The organism is Nocardiopsis listeri NBRC 13360, from assembly GCF_001570765.1.
In the GTDB taxonomy this organism is placed as follows: domain Bacteria; phylum Actinomycetota; class Actinomycetes; order Streptosporangiales; family Streptosporangiaceae; genus Nocardiopsis; species Nocardiopsis listeri.
In genome coordinates, this window is record NZ_BCSH01000002.1 from 117553 (window position 1) to 132165 (window position 14613).

25 protein-coding genes are annotated in these 14613 nt (G+C 66.0%); 24 read left to right on the forward strand and 1 reads right to left on the reverse strand.

From position 1 onward, the window contains the following. Nucleotide 1 precedes the first annotated feature (1 nt). The 24 genes from rplP to truA all read left to right on the forward strand — a co-directional run bounded on the left by rplP (nucleotide 2) and on the right by truA (nucleotide 13584). Nucleotides 2-415 carry a 50S ribosomal protein L16 gene (rplP, locus tag NLI01S_RS01315; RefSeq protein ID WP_067597781.1) on the forward strand — a complete coding sequence of 138 codons (414 nt, stop codon included), beginning with the start codon at nucleotides 2-4 and terminating at the stop codon, nucleotides 413-415. After that, nucleotides 415-669, forward strand: a complete 255-nt coding sequence (gene rpmC / locus NLI01S_RS01320) for a 50S ribosomal protein L29 (RefSeq protein WP_067597784.1) — start codon at nucleotides 415-417, stop codon at nucleotides 667-669. Before rplP ends, rpmC begins: the two co-directional genes overlap by 1 nt. Next, nucleotides 666-938, forward strand: a complete 273-nt coding sequence (gene rpsQ, locus NLI01S_RS01325) for a 30S ribosomal protein S17 (protein WP_067597788.1) — start codon at nucleotides 666-668, stop codon at nucleotides 936-938. Before rpmC ends, rpsQ begins: the two co-directional genes overlap by 4 nt. A gap of 104 nt (nucleotides 939-1042) precedes the next feature. Further along, nucleotides 1043-1411: a 50S ribosomal protein L14 gene (gene rplN, locus NLI01S_RS01330; protein ID WP_067597790.1), complete on the forward strand. Its 369-nt coding sequence runs from the start codon at nucleotides 1043-1045 to the stop codon at nucleotides 1409-1411. A 3-nt stretch (nucleotides 1412-1414) separates the two neighbouring features. Further along, the gene (gene rplX, locus NLI01S_RS01335; protein WP_067597793.1) at nucleotides 1415-1720 is read left to right on the forward strand and encodes a 50S ribosomal protein L24; all 306 of its coding nucleotides are present in this window, start codon (nucleotides 1415-1417) and stop codon (nucleotides 1718-1720) included. Beyond that, complete coding sequence (gene rplE, locus NLI01S_RS01340; protein ID WP_067597796.1) at nucleotides 1720-2295, forward strand: 50S ribosomal protein L5; 576 nt, start codon at nucleotides 1720-1722, stop codon at nucleotides 2293-2295. The genes rplX and rplE overlap by 1 nt, the downstream gene beginning before the upstream one ends. Nucleotides 2296-2305: 10 nt before the next feature. Beyond that, on the forward strand, nucleotides 2306-2491 hold the full coding sequence (locus NLI01S_RS01345) for a type Z 30S ribosomal protein S14 (protein ID WP_067597799.1): 186 nt from the start codon (nucleotides 2306-2308) through the stop codon (nucleotides 2489-2491). Between the two features lie 269 nt (nucleotides 2492-2760). Further along, nucleotides 2761-3159: a 30S ribosomal protein S8 gene (gene rpsH / locus NLI01S_RS01350; RefSeq protein WP_067597865.1), complete on the forward strand. Its 399-nt coding sequence runs from the start codon at nucleotides 2761-2763 to the stop codon at nucleotides 3157-3159. A 25-nt stretch (nucleotides 3160-3184) separates the two neighbouring features. Then, a complete protein-coding gene (rplF, locus tag NLI01S_RS01355; RefSeq protein WP_067597802.1) occupies nucleotides 3185-3721 on the forward strand; it encodes a 50S ribosomal protein L6 in 537 nt (178 codons plus the stop codon). Between the two features lie 2 nt (nucleotides 3722-3723). After that, complete coding sequence (rplR, locus tag NLI01S_RS01360; RefSeq protein ID WP_067597805.1) at nucleotides 3724-4104, forward strand: 50S ribosomal protein L18; 381 nt, start codon at nucleotides 3724-3726, stop codon at nucleotides 4102-4104. Between the two features lie 46 nt (nucleotides 4105-4150). Then, nucleotides 4151-4753, forward strand: a complete 603-nt coding sequence (rpsE, locus tag NLI01S_RS01365; protein ID WP_067597808.1) for a 30S ribosomal protein S5 — start codon at nucleotides 4151-4153, stop codon at nucleotides 4751-4753. A 2-nt stretch (nucleotides 4754-4755) separates the two neighbouring features. Beyond that, nucleotides 4756-4941: a 50S ribosomal protein L30 gene (gene rpmD / locus NLI01S_RS01370; protein WP_017603897.1), complete on the forward strand. Its 186-nt coding sequence runs from the start codon at nucleotides 4756-4758 to the stop codon at nucleotides 4939-4941. Then, nucleotides 4938-5402, forward strand: coding sequence for a 50S ribosomal protein L15 (rplO, locus tag NLI01S_RS01375; protein WP_067597811.1), 465 nt, complete (start codon nucleotides 4938-4940; stop codon nucleotides 5400-5402). Before rpmD ends, rplO begins: the two co-directional genes overlap by 4 nt. A gap of 284 nt (nucleotides 5403-5686) precedes the next feature. Next, nucleotides 5687-7000, forward strand: coding sequence for a preprotein translocase subunit SecY (gene secY, locus NLI01S_RS01380; protein WP_067597814.1), 1314 nt, complete (start codon nucleotides 5687-5689; stop codon nucleotides 6998-7000). Beyond that, nucleotides 7001-7660 carry an adenylate kinase gene (locus tag NLI01S_RS01385; RefSeq protein ID WP_190318328.1) on the forward strand — a complete coding sequence of 220 codons (660 nt, stop codon included), beginning with the start codon at nucleotides 7001-7003 and terminating at the stop codon, nucleotides 7658-7660. It abuts the gene before it with no gap. Next, the gene (map, locus tag NLI01S_RS01390; RefSeq protein WP_067597820.1) at nucleotides 7660-8484 is read left to right on the forward strand and encodes a type I methionyl aminopeptidase; all 825 of its coding nucleotides are present in this window, start codon (nucleotides 7660-7662) and stop codon (nucleotides 8482-8484) included. The genes NLI01S_RS01385 and map overlap by 1 nt, the downstream gene beginning before the upstream one ends. A gap of 84 nt (nucleotides 8485-8568) precedes the next feature. Then, nucleotides 8569-9033, forward strand: coding sequence for a DUF1707 SHOCT-like domain-containing protein (locus tag NLI01S_RS01395; RefSeq protein ID WP_067597823.1), 465 nt, complete (start codon nucleotides 8569-8571; stop codon nucleotides 9031-9033). 370 nt (nucleotides 9034-9403) lie between these two features. Further along, nucleotides 9404-9625 (forward strand): translation initiation factor IF-1, encoded by a 222-nt coding sequence (gene infA, locus NLI01S_RS01400; protein WP_013156135.1) that lies wholly within the window; start codon nucleotides 9404-9406, stop codon nucleotides 9623-9625. 54 nt (nucleotides 9626-9679) lie between these two features. Next, complete coding sequence (rpmJ, locus tag NLI01S_RS01405; RefSeq protein WP_013156136.1) at nucleotides 9680-9793, forward strand: 50S ribosomal protein L36; 114 nt, start codon at nucleotides 9680-9682, stop codon at nucleotides 9791-9793. A gap of 220 nt (nucleotides 9794-10013) precedes the next feature. After that, nucleotides 10014-10391 carry a 30S ribosomal protein S13 gene (rpsM, locus tag NLI01S_RS01410; RefSeq protein WP_067597826.1) on the forward strand — a complete coding sequence of 126 codons (378 nt, stop codon included), beginning with the start codon at nucleotides 10014-10016 and terminating at the stop codon, nucleotides 10389-10391. 69 nt (nucleotides 10392-10460) lie between these two features. Next, nucleotides 10461-10865 carry a 30S ribosomal protein S11 gene (gene rpsK / locus NLI01S_RS01415; protein WP_067597829.1) on the forward strand — a complete coding sequence of 135 codons (405 nt, stop codon included), beginning with the start codon at nucleotides 10461-10463 and terminating at the stop codon, nucleotides 10863-10865. Between the two features lie 179 nt (nucleotides 10866-11044). After that, a complete protein-coding gene (locus NLI01S_RS01420) occupies nucleotides 11045-12067 on the forward strand; it encodes a DNA-directed RNA polymerase subunit alpha (protein WP_067597831.1) in 1023 nt (340 codons plus the stop codon). A gap of 66 nt (nucleotides 12068-12133) precedes the next feature. After that, nucleotides 12134-12622: a 50S ribosomal protein L17 gene (gene rplQ / locus NLI01S_RS01425; protein ID WP_067597834.1), complete on the forward strand. Its 489-nt coding sequence runs from the start codon at nucleotides 12134-12136 to the stop codon at nucleotides 12620-12622. Nucleotides 12623-12741: 119 nt separating this feature from the next. After that, nucleotides 12742-13584, forward strand: coding sequence for a tRNA pseudouridine(38-40) synthase TruA (gene truA / locus NLI01S_RS01430; RefSeq protein ID WP_157090903.1), 843 nt, complete (start codon nucleotides 12742-12744; stop codon nucleotides 13582-13584). Between the two features lie 88 nt (nucleotides 13585-13672). Here the strand turns inward: truA and NLI01S_RS01435 are convergent. Next, on the reverse strand, nucleotides 13673-14613 hold a 941-nt coding region (locus tag NLI01S_RS01435), incomplete at its 5' end, for a hypothetical protein (RefSeq protein WP_371850596.1).

The following is a 14613-nucleotide window of genomic DNA, read 5'->3' on the forward strand; positions in this document are numbered from 1 at the left end:
AGTGCTTATTCCTCGTAAGGTCAAGTACCGCAAGCAGCACCACCCGGACCTTCGTGGCAAGGCCAAGGGCGGGACCCGGGTCACGTTCGGTGAGTACGGTATCCAGGCCCTGGAGTCCGCTTACGTGACGAACCGTCAGATCGAGTCCGCTCGTATCGCCATGACGCGTCACATCAAGCGTGGCGGCAAGGTGTGGATCAACATCTTCCCGGACCGTCCGCTGACCAAGAAGCCCGCCGAGGTCCGCATGGGCTCCGGTAAGGGTTCGCCCGAGTGGTGGGTCGCGCCGGTCAAGCCCGGTCGCGTGATGTTCGAGCTGTCGGGCGTGCCCGAGGCGGTGGCCAAGGAGGCCATGAGCCGTGCGATGCACAAGCTCCCGATGAAGTGCAAGTTTGTTAAGCGTGAGGGGGAGTGATGGCGAAGTCCGTGACTGCCCATGAGCTGCGCGACCAGTCCGTCGAGGACCTGGTCACCAAGCTCAAGGAAGCCAAGGAAGAGCTCTTCAACCTCCGCTTCCAGGCCGCCACCGGCCAGCTCGACAACCACAGCCGTCTTCGCACGGTCAAGCGCGAGATCGCGCGGATCTACACGGTCATGCGCGAGCACGAGCTGGGCATCGTCCCGCTGTCTGGTGAGTCGGCTGAGGAGACGAAGGAAGCAGCCGAATGACTGAGAACCAGACCGCGGCCCGTAACGACCGCAAGACGCGTGAAGGCCTCGTCGTCAGCGACAAGATGGACAAAACCGTCGTCGTCGAGGTCGAGGACCGTGTCACGCACGCCCTGTACGGCAAGGTCATCCGTCGGACGACCAAGTACAAGGCCCACGATGAGGCGAACTCCTGTGGCGTCGGTGACCGAGTCCTCCTGATGGAGACCCGGCCGCTCTCCGCGACGAAGCGTTGGCGCGTCGTGGAGATCCTGGAGAAGGCTAAGTAACCCCGGCCTGTCGGCGGCCGACACCAGTTGTCGGCCGCCGTCGCGAGGGGTGAGACCACCTAGCCGTGCGGCAGTGGACCGCACGCATCACATCAGGAGCAGACGTGATTCAGCAGGAGTCGCGACTCAAGGTCGCCGACAACACGGGTGCCAAGGAGATCCTTACCATCCGTGTTCTCGGTGGCTCGGGTCGGCGCTACGCCGGAATGGGCGACACCATCGTCGCCACGGTGAAGGACGCCCTGCCTGGCGCTGGAGTCAAGAAGGGCGACGTCGTCAAGGCCGTTATCGTGCGCACCGCCAAGGAGCGCCGCCGGCCCGACGGCTCCTACATCCGCTTCGATGAGAACGCTGCCGTGCTCATCAAGGACGGTGGGGACCCGCGAGGCACCCGCATCTTCGGCCCGGTGGGCCGCGAGCTGCGTGACAAGAAGTACATGCGCATCATTTCGCTGGCGCCGGAGGTGCTCTAAGCGATGAAGATCAAATCTGGCGACGAGGTCATCGTTCTCGCCGGCAAGGACAAGGGTGCCACGGGGAAGGTCGTCAAGGCCCTTCCCAAGGAAGACCGTGTCATCGTCGAGGGCGTCAACCTGGTCAAGAAGCACAGGAAGGCCAACCCCGCCGGTGGCGAGCAGGGAGAGGTCGTCACCAAGGAGGCCGCCATCCACGTGAGCAACGTTGCGCTCGCCGAGGACGGTAAGGCCACCCGGGTCGGCTACCGCTTCGAGGAGGACGGAACCAAGGTTCGCGTCTCCCGCCGCACCGGTAAGGACATCTGATGACGGTTACCAACGACATCACCGCCCCTCCGATGCCGCGGCTCAAGGAGAAGTACCGCAACGAGATCGTCGCGGGCCTCAAGGACGAGTTCGGCATCGAGAACGTCATGCAGATCCCCGGTCTCACGAAGATCGTGGTGAACATGGGCGTCGGCGAGGCGGCTCGTGACGCGAAGCTCATCCAAGGCGCGATCGCCGACCTGTCGGCGATCACCGGGCAGAAGCCGAAGATCAACCGGGCCAAGAACTCCATCGCGCAGTTCAAGCTGCGCGAAGGTCAGCCGATCGGCGCCAGCGTGACGCTGCGCGGCGACCGGATGTGGGAGTTCCTCGACCGGCTGCTCTCCCTGGCCCTGCCCCGTATCCGGGACTTCCGTGGCCTTTCCCCGAAGCAGTTCGACGGGAACGGGAACTACACCTTTGGTCTGACCGAGCAGGTCATGTTCCACGAGGTGAACCCGGACAAGGTCGACAGGCAGCGTGGGATGGACATCACCGTCGTCACCACCGCCACCATCGACGACCAGGGCCGCAGCCTGCTCAAGCGGCTCGGTTTCCCGTTCAAGGAAGCCTGAGGGGTTAACCATGGCTAAGAAGTCCCTGATCGCAAAGGCGAACCGGAAGCCGAAGTTCGGCGTTCGGGCGTATACTCGATGCTCGCGGTGCGGTCGCCCGCGTGCCGTCTTCAAGAAGTTCGGCCTGTGCCGTATCTGCTTCCGCGAGATGGCGCACCGGGGCGAGCTGCCCGGTATCACCAAGTCGAGCTGGTAGTTTCCGGCGGGGCCGGCCAAGCGCCTAGCGCGGTCGGCCCCCGGAGACGCCACCTTCCCGGTGGCTCGACGTAGGAACCGTCGTCCTCCACGACGGAGTACGACGGGAAGCGAAACTCATTCACCAGGGCACGGCAGTCCCACGGGGACAGCGGTGCCCACGACCACGCCGAAGGTCCGTTTGTGCACTTCTGGGGGGAGACCCCGTGGAAGGCAGGCCCTGGGAAAGGCCCGCACTCGGAAACCGCGGTGAGGAAGGGCCAGTCGGCCATGACAATGACCGACCCGATCGCAGACATGTTGACTCGTCTGCGTAACGCGAATTCGGCTTACCACGACACCGTGACGATGCCGTTTTCCAAGATCAAGGCGCACATCGCCGAGGTCCTCCAGCACGAGGGCTTCATTCAGGGGTGGCGGACCGAGGAGGCCACCGTCGGCCAGAGCCTCGTCCTGGAGCTGAAGTACGGCCCCACGCGTGAGCGCTCCATCGCGGGCATCCGCCGGGTGTCCAAGCCCGGTCTCCGCGTGTACGCGAAGAAGGACAACCTTCCTCGCGTTCTGGGTGGCCTCGGTGTGGCCATCATTTCGACGTCCGGCGGCCTGATGACCGACAAGCAGGCCAAGAAGCGTGGCGTGGGCGGCGAAGTCCTCGCTTACGTCTGGTAATAGGGAATAGGGAGAGACAAAGAGCATGTCGCGTATCGGTCGACTGCCGCTCTCGGTCCCCAAGGGCGTCGAGGTCACGATTAACGGGCAAGACGTCACTGTCAAGGGGCCGAAGGGCGAACTGAAGCACACGATCACCGAGCCCATCACCGCCTCCTTCGAGGATGGTGTGGTCACGGTGTCGCGTCCCGACGACAAGCCGGAGAACCGGTCGCTGCACGGTCTGAACCGTGCGATGATCGCGAACCTCGTCGAGGGTGTCTCCAAGGGCTACGCCAAGACTCTGGAAATCCACGGCGTGGGTTACCGGGTGCAGGCTCGCGGCTCCAACCTGGAGTTCTCGCTGGGCTACAGCCACCCCGTCGTGGTGGAACCGCCGGAGGGCATTTCCTTCCGCGTGGAGAAGCCGACGATCCTTCACGTCGAGGGCATCGACAAGCAGCTGGTGGGCCAGGTCGCCGCGAACATCCGCGGTCTGCGCAGGCCTGACCCGTACAAGGCCAAGGGCGTGCGCTACCAGGGTGAGCACATCCGCCGCAAGGCCGGAAAGGCTGGTAAGTAGGCATGGGCATCACCGTGAGCCGCAAGCGCACCGCGAAGGCCACCACCGCTCGCAAGCGCCGCCAGTTCCGGGTGCGCAAGAAGGTCGTGGGCACCGCAGAGCGTCCCCGTCTGGCCGTCTTCCGCTCCTCCAAGCACATCGTCGCGCAGGTCATCGACGACACCAAGGGTCACACCCTGGTCGCCGCCTCCAGCGTCGAGTCGGATGTGCGTGGCGCCGAGGGCACCAAGTCCGACAAGTCCGTGAAGGTCGGTGAGCTCGTCGCGCAGCGCGCGAAGGACGCCGGCATCACCAAGGTCGTCTTCGACCGTGCCGGTAACCGGTACGCCGGCCGCATCGTGAAGCTCGCCGAGGCGGCGCGCGAAGGCGGGCTGGAGTTCTGATGACCGTTGTACAGGCCGAGAACAACCACGAGAAGAGGAACCACTGATGGCTGCAGCACCGCGGCGCGGCGCCGGTGGCGAGCGGCGTGATCGCCGTGACGATCGCCGCGGCGGCGCCGCAGACAAGGGTGTCTCCTACATCGAGAAGGTCGTGACCATCAACCGGGTCGCGAAGGTCGTCAAGGGCGGCCGTCGCTTCTCCTTCACCGCGCTCGTCATCGTCGGTGACGGTAACGGCATGGTGGGTGTCGGTTACGGCAAGGCCAAGGAAGTCCCGGCCGCCATCGCCAAGGGTGTCGAGGAGGCGAAGAAGAACTTCTTCCGCGTCCCCCGCGTCCAGGGCACGATCACGCACCAGATCCAGGCCGAGGACGCCGCGGGTGTCGTCCTGCTGCGTCCCGCGGCCCCGGGTACCGGTGTGATCGCCGGTGGTCCGGTCCGCGCCGTCCTGGAGTGCGCCGGTATCCACGACGTCCTGAGCAAGTCGCTCGGTTCGTCCAACCCGCTCAACATCGTGCGAGCCACGGTGGCCGCTCTGAAGGGCCTCAACCAGCCCGAGGAGATCGCCGCCCGTCGTGGTCTGCCGATCGAGGACGTCGCCCCGGCCGCCATGCTGCGCGCTCGTGCTGAGGCGAAGGCAGGAGCCTGATCATGGCAAAGATCAAGATCACGCAGACCGGCTCCAAGATCGGTGGCAAGGAGAAGCAGCGCGCTGCTCTCCAGTCGCTGGGTCTGGGTCGGATCGGTAAGTCCACCGTCCGTGAGGACCGCCCTGAGGTTCGCGGGCAGATCACGATCGTCTCGCACCTCGTCACTGTCGAGGAGGTCGCAGAATGAGCGACTACAGCCCCGACGAGCCGCTCAAGCTCCACCACCTGCGTCCCGCCCCGGGTGCCAACAAGGCCAAGATCCGCAAGGGTCGTGGCGAGGCCTCCAAGGGTAAGACCGCCGGTCGCGGTACCAAGGGCACGAAGGCTCGTAACACCGTCCGGCCCGGTTTCGAGGGTGGGCAGATGCCCCTCATCCGCCGGGTCCCGAAGCTCAAGGGCTTCAGCAACGCTCTGTTCAAGACGACCTACCAGGTCGTCAACCTGGACAAGCTGAGCGAGCTCTACCCCGAGGGTGGCGAGGTCACCGTCGAGGGTCTGGTCGACAAGGGCGCGGTTCGCAAGAACCAGCCCGTCAAGGTGCTGGGCACCGGTGAGATCACCGTCGCCGTGCAGGTGAGCGTGAACGCGTTCTCCTCCTCGGCGAAGGAGAAGATCACCGCCGCCGGTGGCACCGTCACCGAGCTGTAGGGGTTTTCCCTACGATGCGCGTTTGGGGGCGTCCGCCCGGCAGGATCCACGAGGATCTGCTGGTCGGGCGCCCTCACGCGTTGTGAGTGTTGATCGTTATGGCTCACGAACCCTGCTGTTGGGTGATGGCTGTTACAGTGCCATCTGTTTGAGCTCCCCGCTTGACGTAATGTGAGTACTTCCGAGCAATGGGCGACGTGCCTGTTGCTGACGTTCTACGACGATTCAGGATCGGCCGCGATGTCTGGAACCCGTTCCGCCGCCGAAGCCGCGCAGGAGGAGACGTGCTAGGTGCGTTCGTTCGTGCATTCCGCACGCCCGACCTGCGCAATAAGCTGCTGTTCACACTGTTCATCCTGACGCTGTTCCGCCTGGGATCGGTGATCCCGGCTCCGGGCATCGACTCGGCGGCGATCAGGGAACAGATGGAGACCATCACCACCGCCGATCAGTCCGGCGTCTACGCCCTGGTCAACCTGTTCAGTGGTGGCGCGCTTCTGCAACTGGCGGTGTTCGCGCTCGGGGTCATGCCGTACATCACCGCGAGCATCATCATCAACCTGCTGACGGTGGTCATTCCCCGCCTGGAGTCCCTCAAGAAGGAGGGCCAGGCCGGTCAGGGCAAGATCACCCAGTACACCCGCTATCTCACGCTCATGCTGGCGGTGCTGCAGGCGACCAGCATCGTGGCCATGGCCCGTACCGGTGCGCTGTTCCAGAACTCCATCCCGGTCTCGTCCTACATGCCCAACCAGGACATCATGACGATGGTGACCATCGTCTTCACGATGACCGGTGGCACCGTGATCATCATGTGGATGGGCGAGCTCATCACCGAGCGCGGCGTCGGCAACGGTATGTCGCTGCTCATCTTCACCCAGGTCATCGCGGTCTTCCCGTCCTCGATCATGGGCCTGTACGAAGAGCGCTCCATCTGGATCTTCATCATCATCTGCATCGCGGCCCTGGCACTGATCACCGCTGTGGTGTTCATGGAGCAGGCCCAGCGCCGTATCCCGGTGCAGTACGCGAAGCGCATGGTGGGTCGGCGGATGTACGGGGGCAGTTCCACCTACATCCCGCTGAAGGTCAACCAGGCGGGCATCATCCCCGTGATCTTCGCCTCTTCCCTGCTGTATCTCCCGCAGCTGATCGTGGGTCTTCTGGGCCAGGAGTCCACCCATCCGGTGGCGCAGTTCTTCCAGACCTACTTCCTCACCGGCACTCACCCCGTCTACATGGCGACCTTCTTCGTCATGATCGTCGGTTTCGCGTTCTTCTACGTGGCGATCACCTTCAACCCCACCGAAGTCGCCGACAACATGAAGAAGTACGGTGGGTTCATCCCGGGTATCCGACCAGGGCGTCCGACCGCCGAGTATCTCGACTTCGTGCTCACTCGGCTCACGACTCCCGGCTCTCTGTACCTGGGTGTGATCGCTCTCCTGCCGATGGTCGCTCTCGGTGCCACCGGCGCCGACATGAACTTCCCCTTCGGCGGGACGAGCATCCTGATCATGGTCGGTGTCGGGCTGGACACGGTGAAGCAGATCGAGAGTCACCTCCAGCAGAGGAACTACGAAGGTTTTCTGCGATAAATGCGAGCTGTATTGGTGGGGCCGCCTGGGGCCGGTAAAGGCACCCAGGCCCAGATCCTCGCGGAAGAGCTGTCGATCCCGAAGGTGTCCACCGGTGACATCTTCCGGGCCAACGTCAGCGGTGGTACCGAACTCGGCAAGAAGGCCAAGGAGTTCATGGACCGTGGCGACCTCGTCCCCGACGAGATCACCAACGCCATGGTCAAGGACCGACTGGCCAAGGACGACGCGGCGGCGGGCTTCCTGCTCGACGGGTTCCCGCGCAACGTCCCCCAGGCGGAGACGCTCAAGGGGATGCTCGCCGACCTCGGCTCGAACCTGGACGTCGTCCTGGAGCTGAGGGTCGACGAGGAGGAGGTCGTCAAGCGGCTCTCCGGTCGTCGTTCCTGCCCCGAGTGCGGTCGGGTGTACCACGTCGAGTACGACGCCCCGAACGTGGCGGGTGAGTGCGACAACGAGGGTGCCGAGCTGTACCAGCGCGAGGACGACCGTGAGGAGACCATCAGGCACCGCCTGAAGGTCTACCGAGAGCAGACCGCGCCGCTGGTCGAGTACTACTCCGGTGAGGGCCTGCTGGCCACCATCTCGGCCACGGGCCCCGTGGCCGAGGTGACGGCGCGTGCGAAGTCGGCCATCGCCGAGAAGAGGTCGGCCGCCTGATGTTCGGCAAGGCCGATCCCGACGTGCAGCTCAAGACGCCGGAACAGATCGCCAAGATGAGGGCGGCGGGCCAGGTCGTGGCCGACGCCTTGGACACCCTCCGGGCCGCGGTGCGGCCCGGAGTGTCCACCCTCGAACTCGACTCGATCGCCGAGAAGGTGATCCGGGACGCCGGCGCCATCCCGTCGTTCAAGGGGTACCACGGTTTCCCCGGCTCGATCTGCGCCTCGGTGAACGAGGAGGTCGTGCACGGCATCCCCAGCTCCGAGCGTGTGCTGGCCGACGGCGACATCATCTCCATCGACTGTGGTGCCATCCTCGACGGATGGCACGGCGACTCCGCGGTCACCATCGCGGTGGGCGAGGCCCGTTCCGAGGACCTGGCCATGATGGACGTGTGCGAGGAGTCCATGTGGCGGGGGATCGCCGAGATGGTCCCGGGCAAGCGCCTCGGGGACATCGGTCACGCGATCGGTGGCCACATCTCGCGCAACGGTGGCTACGGCAACGTGCGCGAGTACGGCGGCCACGGCATCGGCACGCAGATGCACATGGACCCGCACGTGCTCAACTACGGCAAGCGCGGCAAGGGCATGCGGCTTCGTGAGGGCATGTGCCTGGCGATCGAACCGATGACCACGCTGGGCAAGCACGACGTGGTGGAACTCGACGACGGCTGGACGGTCGTGACGAAGGACGGCCGTCGTGCCGCCCACTTCGAGCACACCGTGGCCATCACCGCGGACGGTCCGATGGTCCTGACCGCGCGCGAGTCCAACCGCGATAAAATCGACGCGATGGGGTTCGTCCAGCCGACCTGGTGACGGCGGGCCCACCCCCGCGTCCCGTCGGAATCCGGCGGCGATGGGGTGGCGACCACTCACTGGTGCAGAGGCGAGGTACGAACAGTGTCCGACCCGGGGCCTTCCATACGAACCTCCGACTCCGAACGCGACCAGGTGGCACGGCTGCTCCAGGATCACTTCGCTCAGGGGCGGTTGGACCACGAGGAGTTCACCGAACGCCTCGGTCGGGCGTACAAGGCCAAGACTGCGGAGGACCTCGCCAGGGTGACCGCGGACCTTCCCGAGAGGGACGTCGTGGAGACCAAGGGATCGGTGGGCTTCGACATGGGCGTGGCGGCACCGCCGCTGCGCCTGCGCGACCCGGCCCTGATGGTTCCGTGGTGGCTCTACGGCGGCGTCAACATCCTCTGCTTCACCATCTGGCTCATCCTGTACCTGACCACCGACGCGTCGTATCCGTGGTTCCTGTGGGTGCTGGCACCCTGGGGAATCCTGATGCTCGTGGTGACGTTCGGGGTCCTGGCCGCCCAAAGAAGCGGCCAGGACCCCGAAGACCCTGTCGCCTAGCGCCGCCGCCGGCGCTTTGGCGCCCCAACGGTGACCCCTGATGGCCGAGGGGGTCGGGACGTCCGTCAGGTCGGGTGGTTTCGTCCGGTGAGGTGGAGCGTGTAGGCTGCTCTGCTCTCGTGTCGATAGCACTTGCCGAAAGGGGATAGACTGACACTGCCCATACGCGGGCTGTTGGGTCAGTCTGCCTTCTTTGTGCCACGTCTTCCTATCGACGTAAGCCTTGCAGTTGGCCTGGACTTCCAGTGTGTTCCGGCGTCGGTGACGCGGTGTGTCCGTGATCGCCGGGGCCGTCGCGTCGTGCGAGGGACCACTCAGGTCGCGTCGGGTCGTCCTGATCAACCAAATCGATGAGCGAGGCGTGGAGGACATGGCAAAGAAAGACGGCGCCATCGAGATCGAGGGTTCCGTTGTCGAGTCCCTACCCAACGCTATGTTCAAGGTAGAGCTCGATAACGGGCACCAGGTTCTTGCCCACATCAGCGGCAAGATGCGGATGAACTACATTCGTATTCTTCCCGACGACCGTGTCGTCGTGGAACTGAGCCCGTACGATCTCACGCGCGGGCGCATCGTTTACCGCTACAAGTAGCCCGTCCGGGGCCGAACGGCCCGTGACTGGTGATGTGATGAGTTCGGAGTCACCATGAAGGTCAAGCCGAGCGTGAAGAAGATCTGCGCGAAGTGCCGCGTGATCCGCCGTAACGGCCGGATCATGGTCATTTGCTCGGACCCGCGGCACAAGCAGCGCCAGGGCTGACCAAGCCCCGGTTCGCCGGCCGCGACTTCCGTGTCGCACCGGACCCGGGTAGGGGATTCCCTCCCCGCCGGGCCCCGTAACAACGAAAAACCTGTTCCGATCTCCCGCCCGTTGGTGGTGGGGGAGAACCCTCGGTCGGAGGCCGGGGCCTCGTCGATTGGGCGATGAGAGGAAGGGACGGGTCAGACCTCCGCACATGCATGGATGGAGTCTCGCCCACATGGCACGTATTGCCGGCGTAGACCTCCCCCGCGACAAGCGGGTGGAGATTGCTCTCACGTACGTTTTCGGGGTTGGCCGCACTCGCGCCATCGAAACCCTGAAGAACACCGGTGTCGACGGGAACACGCGCGTCCACCAGCTGTCCGAAGAGGACCTGGTCAAGCTGCGCGACTGGATCGACGCCAACTACCAGGTCGAGGGTGACCTGCGACGCGAGGTCCAGGGCGACATCCGTCGCAAGATGGAGATCGGTAGCTACCAGGGCATCCGTCACCGTCGTGGTCTCCCGGTGCGTGGTCAGCGCACGCAGACCAACGCCCGTACCCGTAAGGGCAAGAAGAAGACCGTGGCCGGCAAGAAGAAGGCCAAGAAGTAGTCCGCCTCGGACCTGTCGACCGCGTCCGAGAAGTAAGCAACGGACCGATGATCTCTGGGAGTTTCACGCATGCCGCCTAAGGGCCGTCAGGGTGCCGCGCGCAAGGTGCGCCGCAAGGAAAAGAAGAACATTGTCCACGGGCACGCTCACATCAAGAGCACGTTCAACAACACGGTCGTCAGCATCACCGACCCGACCGGTGCCGTGATCTCGTGGGCCAGCTCGGGTCAGGTCGGCTTCAAGGGGTCGCGTAAGTCCACCCCCTACGCCGCCCAGATGGCCGCCGAGGCCGCCGCGCGTCGTGCTCAGGAGCACGGCGTCCGTAAGGTCGACGTCTTCGTGAAGGGCCCGGGCTCGGGCCGCGAGACCGCCATCCGTTCGCTGCAGGCGACCGGCCTCGAGGTGGGCTCCATCCAGGACGTCACCCCGGTTCCGCACAACGGCTGCCGTCCGCCGAAGCGCCGCCGCGTCTGAGCCGGTACCGGCGCCCGCGTCTCCTACCCGCGGGCGCCTCGTGGTGCGGTCCGCCTCCACCCTGGTGGGGTGAGGGGCGGACCGGGTAGGAATCCGAACAGGGGACACCGCCGACCGGGCGGTGTCCATCCGGTGGCCGTCAAATAACGGTCGGCCATGTGGAAGGGAAGACACGGACCATGTTGATCGCACAGCGTCCGACGCTCACCGAGGAGACCATCTCCGAGTGGCGTTCGAAGTTCGTCATCGAGCCGCTGGAGCCGGGTTTCGGCTACACCATCGGTAACTCGCTCCGGCGTACGCTGCTGTCCTCCATCCCCGGCGCGGCTGTCACCAGCATCCGCATCGAGGGCGTCGAGCACGAGTTCACCACCGTGCCCGGTGTCAAGGAGGACGTCACGGAGATGATCCTCAACCTCAAGGGCCTTGTCGTCAGCTCCGAGCACGACGAGCCGGTTCTGATGTACCTGCGCAAGCAGGGTCCGGGCGTGGTGACCGCCGCGGACATCGCTCCGCCGGCCGGTGTCGAGGTGCACAACCCCGACCTGCACATCGCCACGCTCAACGGCAAGGGCAAGCTGGAGATGGAACTGACGGTCGAGCGCGGCCGCGGTTACGTCTCCGCGACGCAGAACAAGCAGCAGGGTCAGGAGATCGGTCGTATCCCGATCGACTCCATCTACTCGCCCGTGCTGCGTGTGACCTACAAGGTCGAGGCCACCCGTGTCGAGCAGCGCACCGACTTCGATCGCCTGATCGTCGACATCGAGACCAAGCAGGCCATCCGTCCCCGTGACGCCGTGGCCAGCGCGGGCAAGACCCTGGTCGAGCTGTTCGGTCTGGCGCGAGAGCTCAACGTCGACGCCGAGGGCATCGACATGGGCCCGTCGCCGACGGACGCCGCCCTGGCGGCCGACCTGGCGCTGCCGATCGAGGACCTCAACCTCACGGTTCGTTCCTACAACTGTCTCAAGCGTGAGGGCATCCACAGCGTTGGCGAGCTGGTTGCCCGCTCTGAGCAGGACCTTCTGGACATCCGGAACTTCGGTGCCAAGTCCATCGACGAGGTCAAGCAGAAGCTCGTCGACATGGGCCTGTCCCTGAAGGACTCCCCGCCCGGATTCGACCCCGGCACCGCGGCCGACTCCTTCGGCTCCGAGGACGACGAGGGTGAGTCCTTCGTCGAGACGGAGCAGTTCTAGACCTTCGTCGCCCAATGGTCCCCGGCCGAGTGCGGCCGCGGACCGCATCACTAGGAGAACGAAAACATGCCCACGCCTACCAAGGGCGCCCGTCTGGGTTCCGGGCCCGCGCACGAGCGGCACATCCTGGCGAACCTGGCCACCTCGCTGTTCCAGCACGGCCGTATCCGCACCACGGAGGCCAAGGCCAAGCGTCTGCGTCCGTACGCCGAGAAGCTCATCACTCTCGGCAAGCGCGGTGACCTGCACGCCCGTCGTCAGGTGCTCACCAAGATCACCGACAAGTCGATCGTGCACGAGCTCTTCACCGAGATCGGCCCGCGTTTCGAGAACCGCCCCGGTGGTTACACCCGCATCACCAAGATCGGTCCGCGCAAGGGCGACAACGCCCCCATGGCTGTCATCGAGCTGGTCGAGGCGCTGAGCGCCCCCGCCGCTCCGGCCGCCGCTGCCGCCCCGGTCGAGGAGACCCCTGAGGCTCCCGCCGAGGAGACCGCCGAGGCCAAGACCGAGGAGGCCCCCGAGGCCCCCGAGGAGAGCGCCGAGAGCAAGTAGGGTGCCCGTGCGTGGCCGTCAGGCCCGCGCGAAGCCCTCGTGAGTGCCCGACCCTTGTGGGGGTCGGGCACTTCTCTTTTGTCCGGACCGGGGTGGCCGGCGAGGTGGAACGGATGGGGATGGACGAGAACGAGACCGTCCGGCTGCGGCTGGACATCGCCTACGACGGAACGGACTTCTCCGGTTGGGCGACCCAACCGACCCGTCGGACCGTGCAGGGCGAGCTGGAGTCGGCGCTGGCCAAGGTGCTGCGGCTACCGGAGGCGTCGGTGACCTGCGCGGGGCGCACCGACGCGGGTGTGCACGCCCGCGGGCAGGTGGCGCAGATCGACGTGCCGAGCACGACCTGGGAGAACGAGGGCGGGCGTGTGCTGCGCCGGTTGGCCGGGGTCCTGCCCAAGGACGTTCGGGTCAACGCCGTGCGTGTGGCTCCGCCCGGGTTCGACGCGAGATTCTCGCCGCTGTTCCGCCGCTACGTGTACCGGGTGAGCGACGCGCCCCACGGTGTGGAGCCGTTGCGCCGTCGTGACGTGCTCTGGCACCGGCACTCGTTGGACGTGGACCGGATGAACGAGGCGGCGGCCCTGCTCGTCGGGGAACACGACTTCGCGGCCTTCTGCAAGAAGCGGGAGGGCGCCACCACGATCCGCGAGCTGCTGAGGCTGTCCTGGGTACGCGAGGAGGAGTACGTCCTTGCCGGCACGATCCAGGCCGACGCGTTCTGCCACAACATGGTCCGCGCGCTCGTGGGCGCGCTCCTGGCGGTCGGTGACGGCCGTCAGGGGGTGGAGTGGCCCGGACGGATCCTGGGCGCCGCCGTGCGCGATTCGTCGGTGCACGTGGTCGGCCCCCAGGGGCTGAGCCTGGAGGAGGTGCGCTACCCGGCCGACGAGGAGTTGGCCGAGCGCGCCACCCTCACCCGACGCGTCCGTGAGCTGCCTTGCAAGGGGCACACGGGATAGACCCGTAATACGTGAGACGGCGCCACCCTCGATCCACGATTCGTGGACGAACGGGGTGGCGCCGTCTCGTGTTCTCGAGCGCTCCGGGTCAGGAACGGTCCTCGACGAGCTTGTCGTAGGCGGCGTCGATGAAGCCGTCGCCGATGTCGCGCAGTTCGGTGGCGTCGGTCTCCTCGTCGCCGCTGCCGTCACTGTTGGCGGACAGGGAGAAGAGCAGGTAACGGCCCCACTGGCCGCTGCTGCCGTGGCCACCGGAGTAACCCAGGCGCTCGGCCGGGCTGCCCTCCTCGCCGGGCAGGCCGGCGAACCACTGGGCGCCGACCAGGTCCTGGGCGGACAAGGCCTCCTCGGCCTCGGTGCTCCCGGGCATGGCGGCGACACCGACGGTGACGGCGTGGTTCTGGTCCTCGCTCAGGTAGGAGGCCCGCACCAGCTGGCGGCACTCGTTGGAGCCGAGCACCTCGCCGTAGTCACCGTGGGTGCCACTGGCGCAGTCCTCGGTGTCGTCGACCGCCACACGGGTGAATGTTCCCTGACCCTCGATCTCCATCTCTTCTGGGAAGAGGGCCTCGGGGGCCAGGCTGCCCGGGTCGCCGCCCTCGTCGGCGACGGTGGTGGCGCCGCCGTCACCACCACCGAGGCCGCCACTGGCGAACAGGAACACGCCGCCGCCGACCACGAGGAGCAGGACGGCGAAACCGATGCCCATCAGCACGTTGCGCTTGGTGGAACCGCCGGGACGACGGTCGTCGTAGCCGTCGTCGTAGTAATCGTCGTAGTCGTCGTAGGAGGCGTTCTGGACGTCGAACTGGGCCGTGTCCGCGCCGGCGTCCTCGGGCACCTCGTCACGGTACAGCGGGCGATCCGCGGCACCCGCGCTCGGCCCGGGGACCGCGTTCATGTTCTGGGTGGCGCCCATGGCGTCGGGCGGGAAGACCGGCTCCTCCTTGGGGGGAGCCGGCGGGAGCGCGCCGGGAGGCGGCGGTCCCTGCTGGTACATGGGAGGTCGGCCCGGGCCCATTCCGGGCC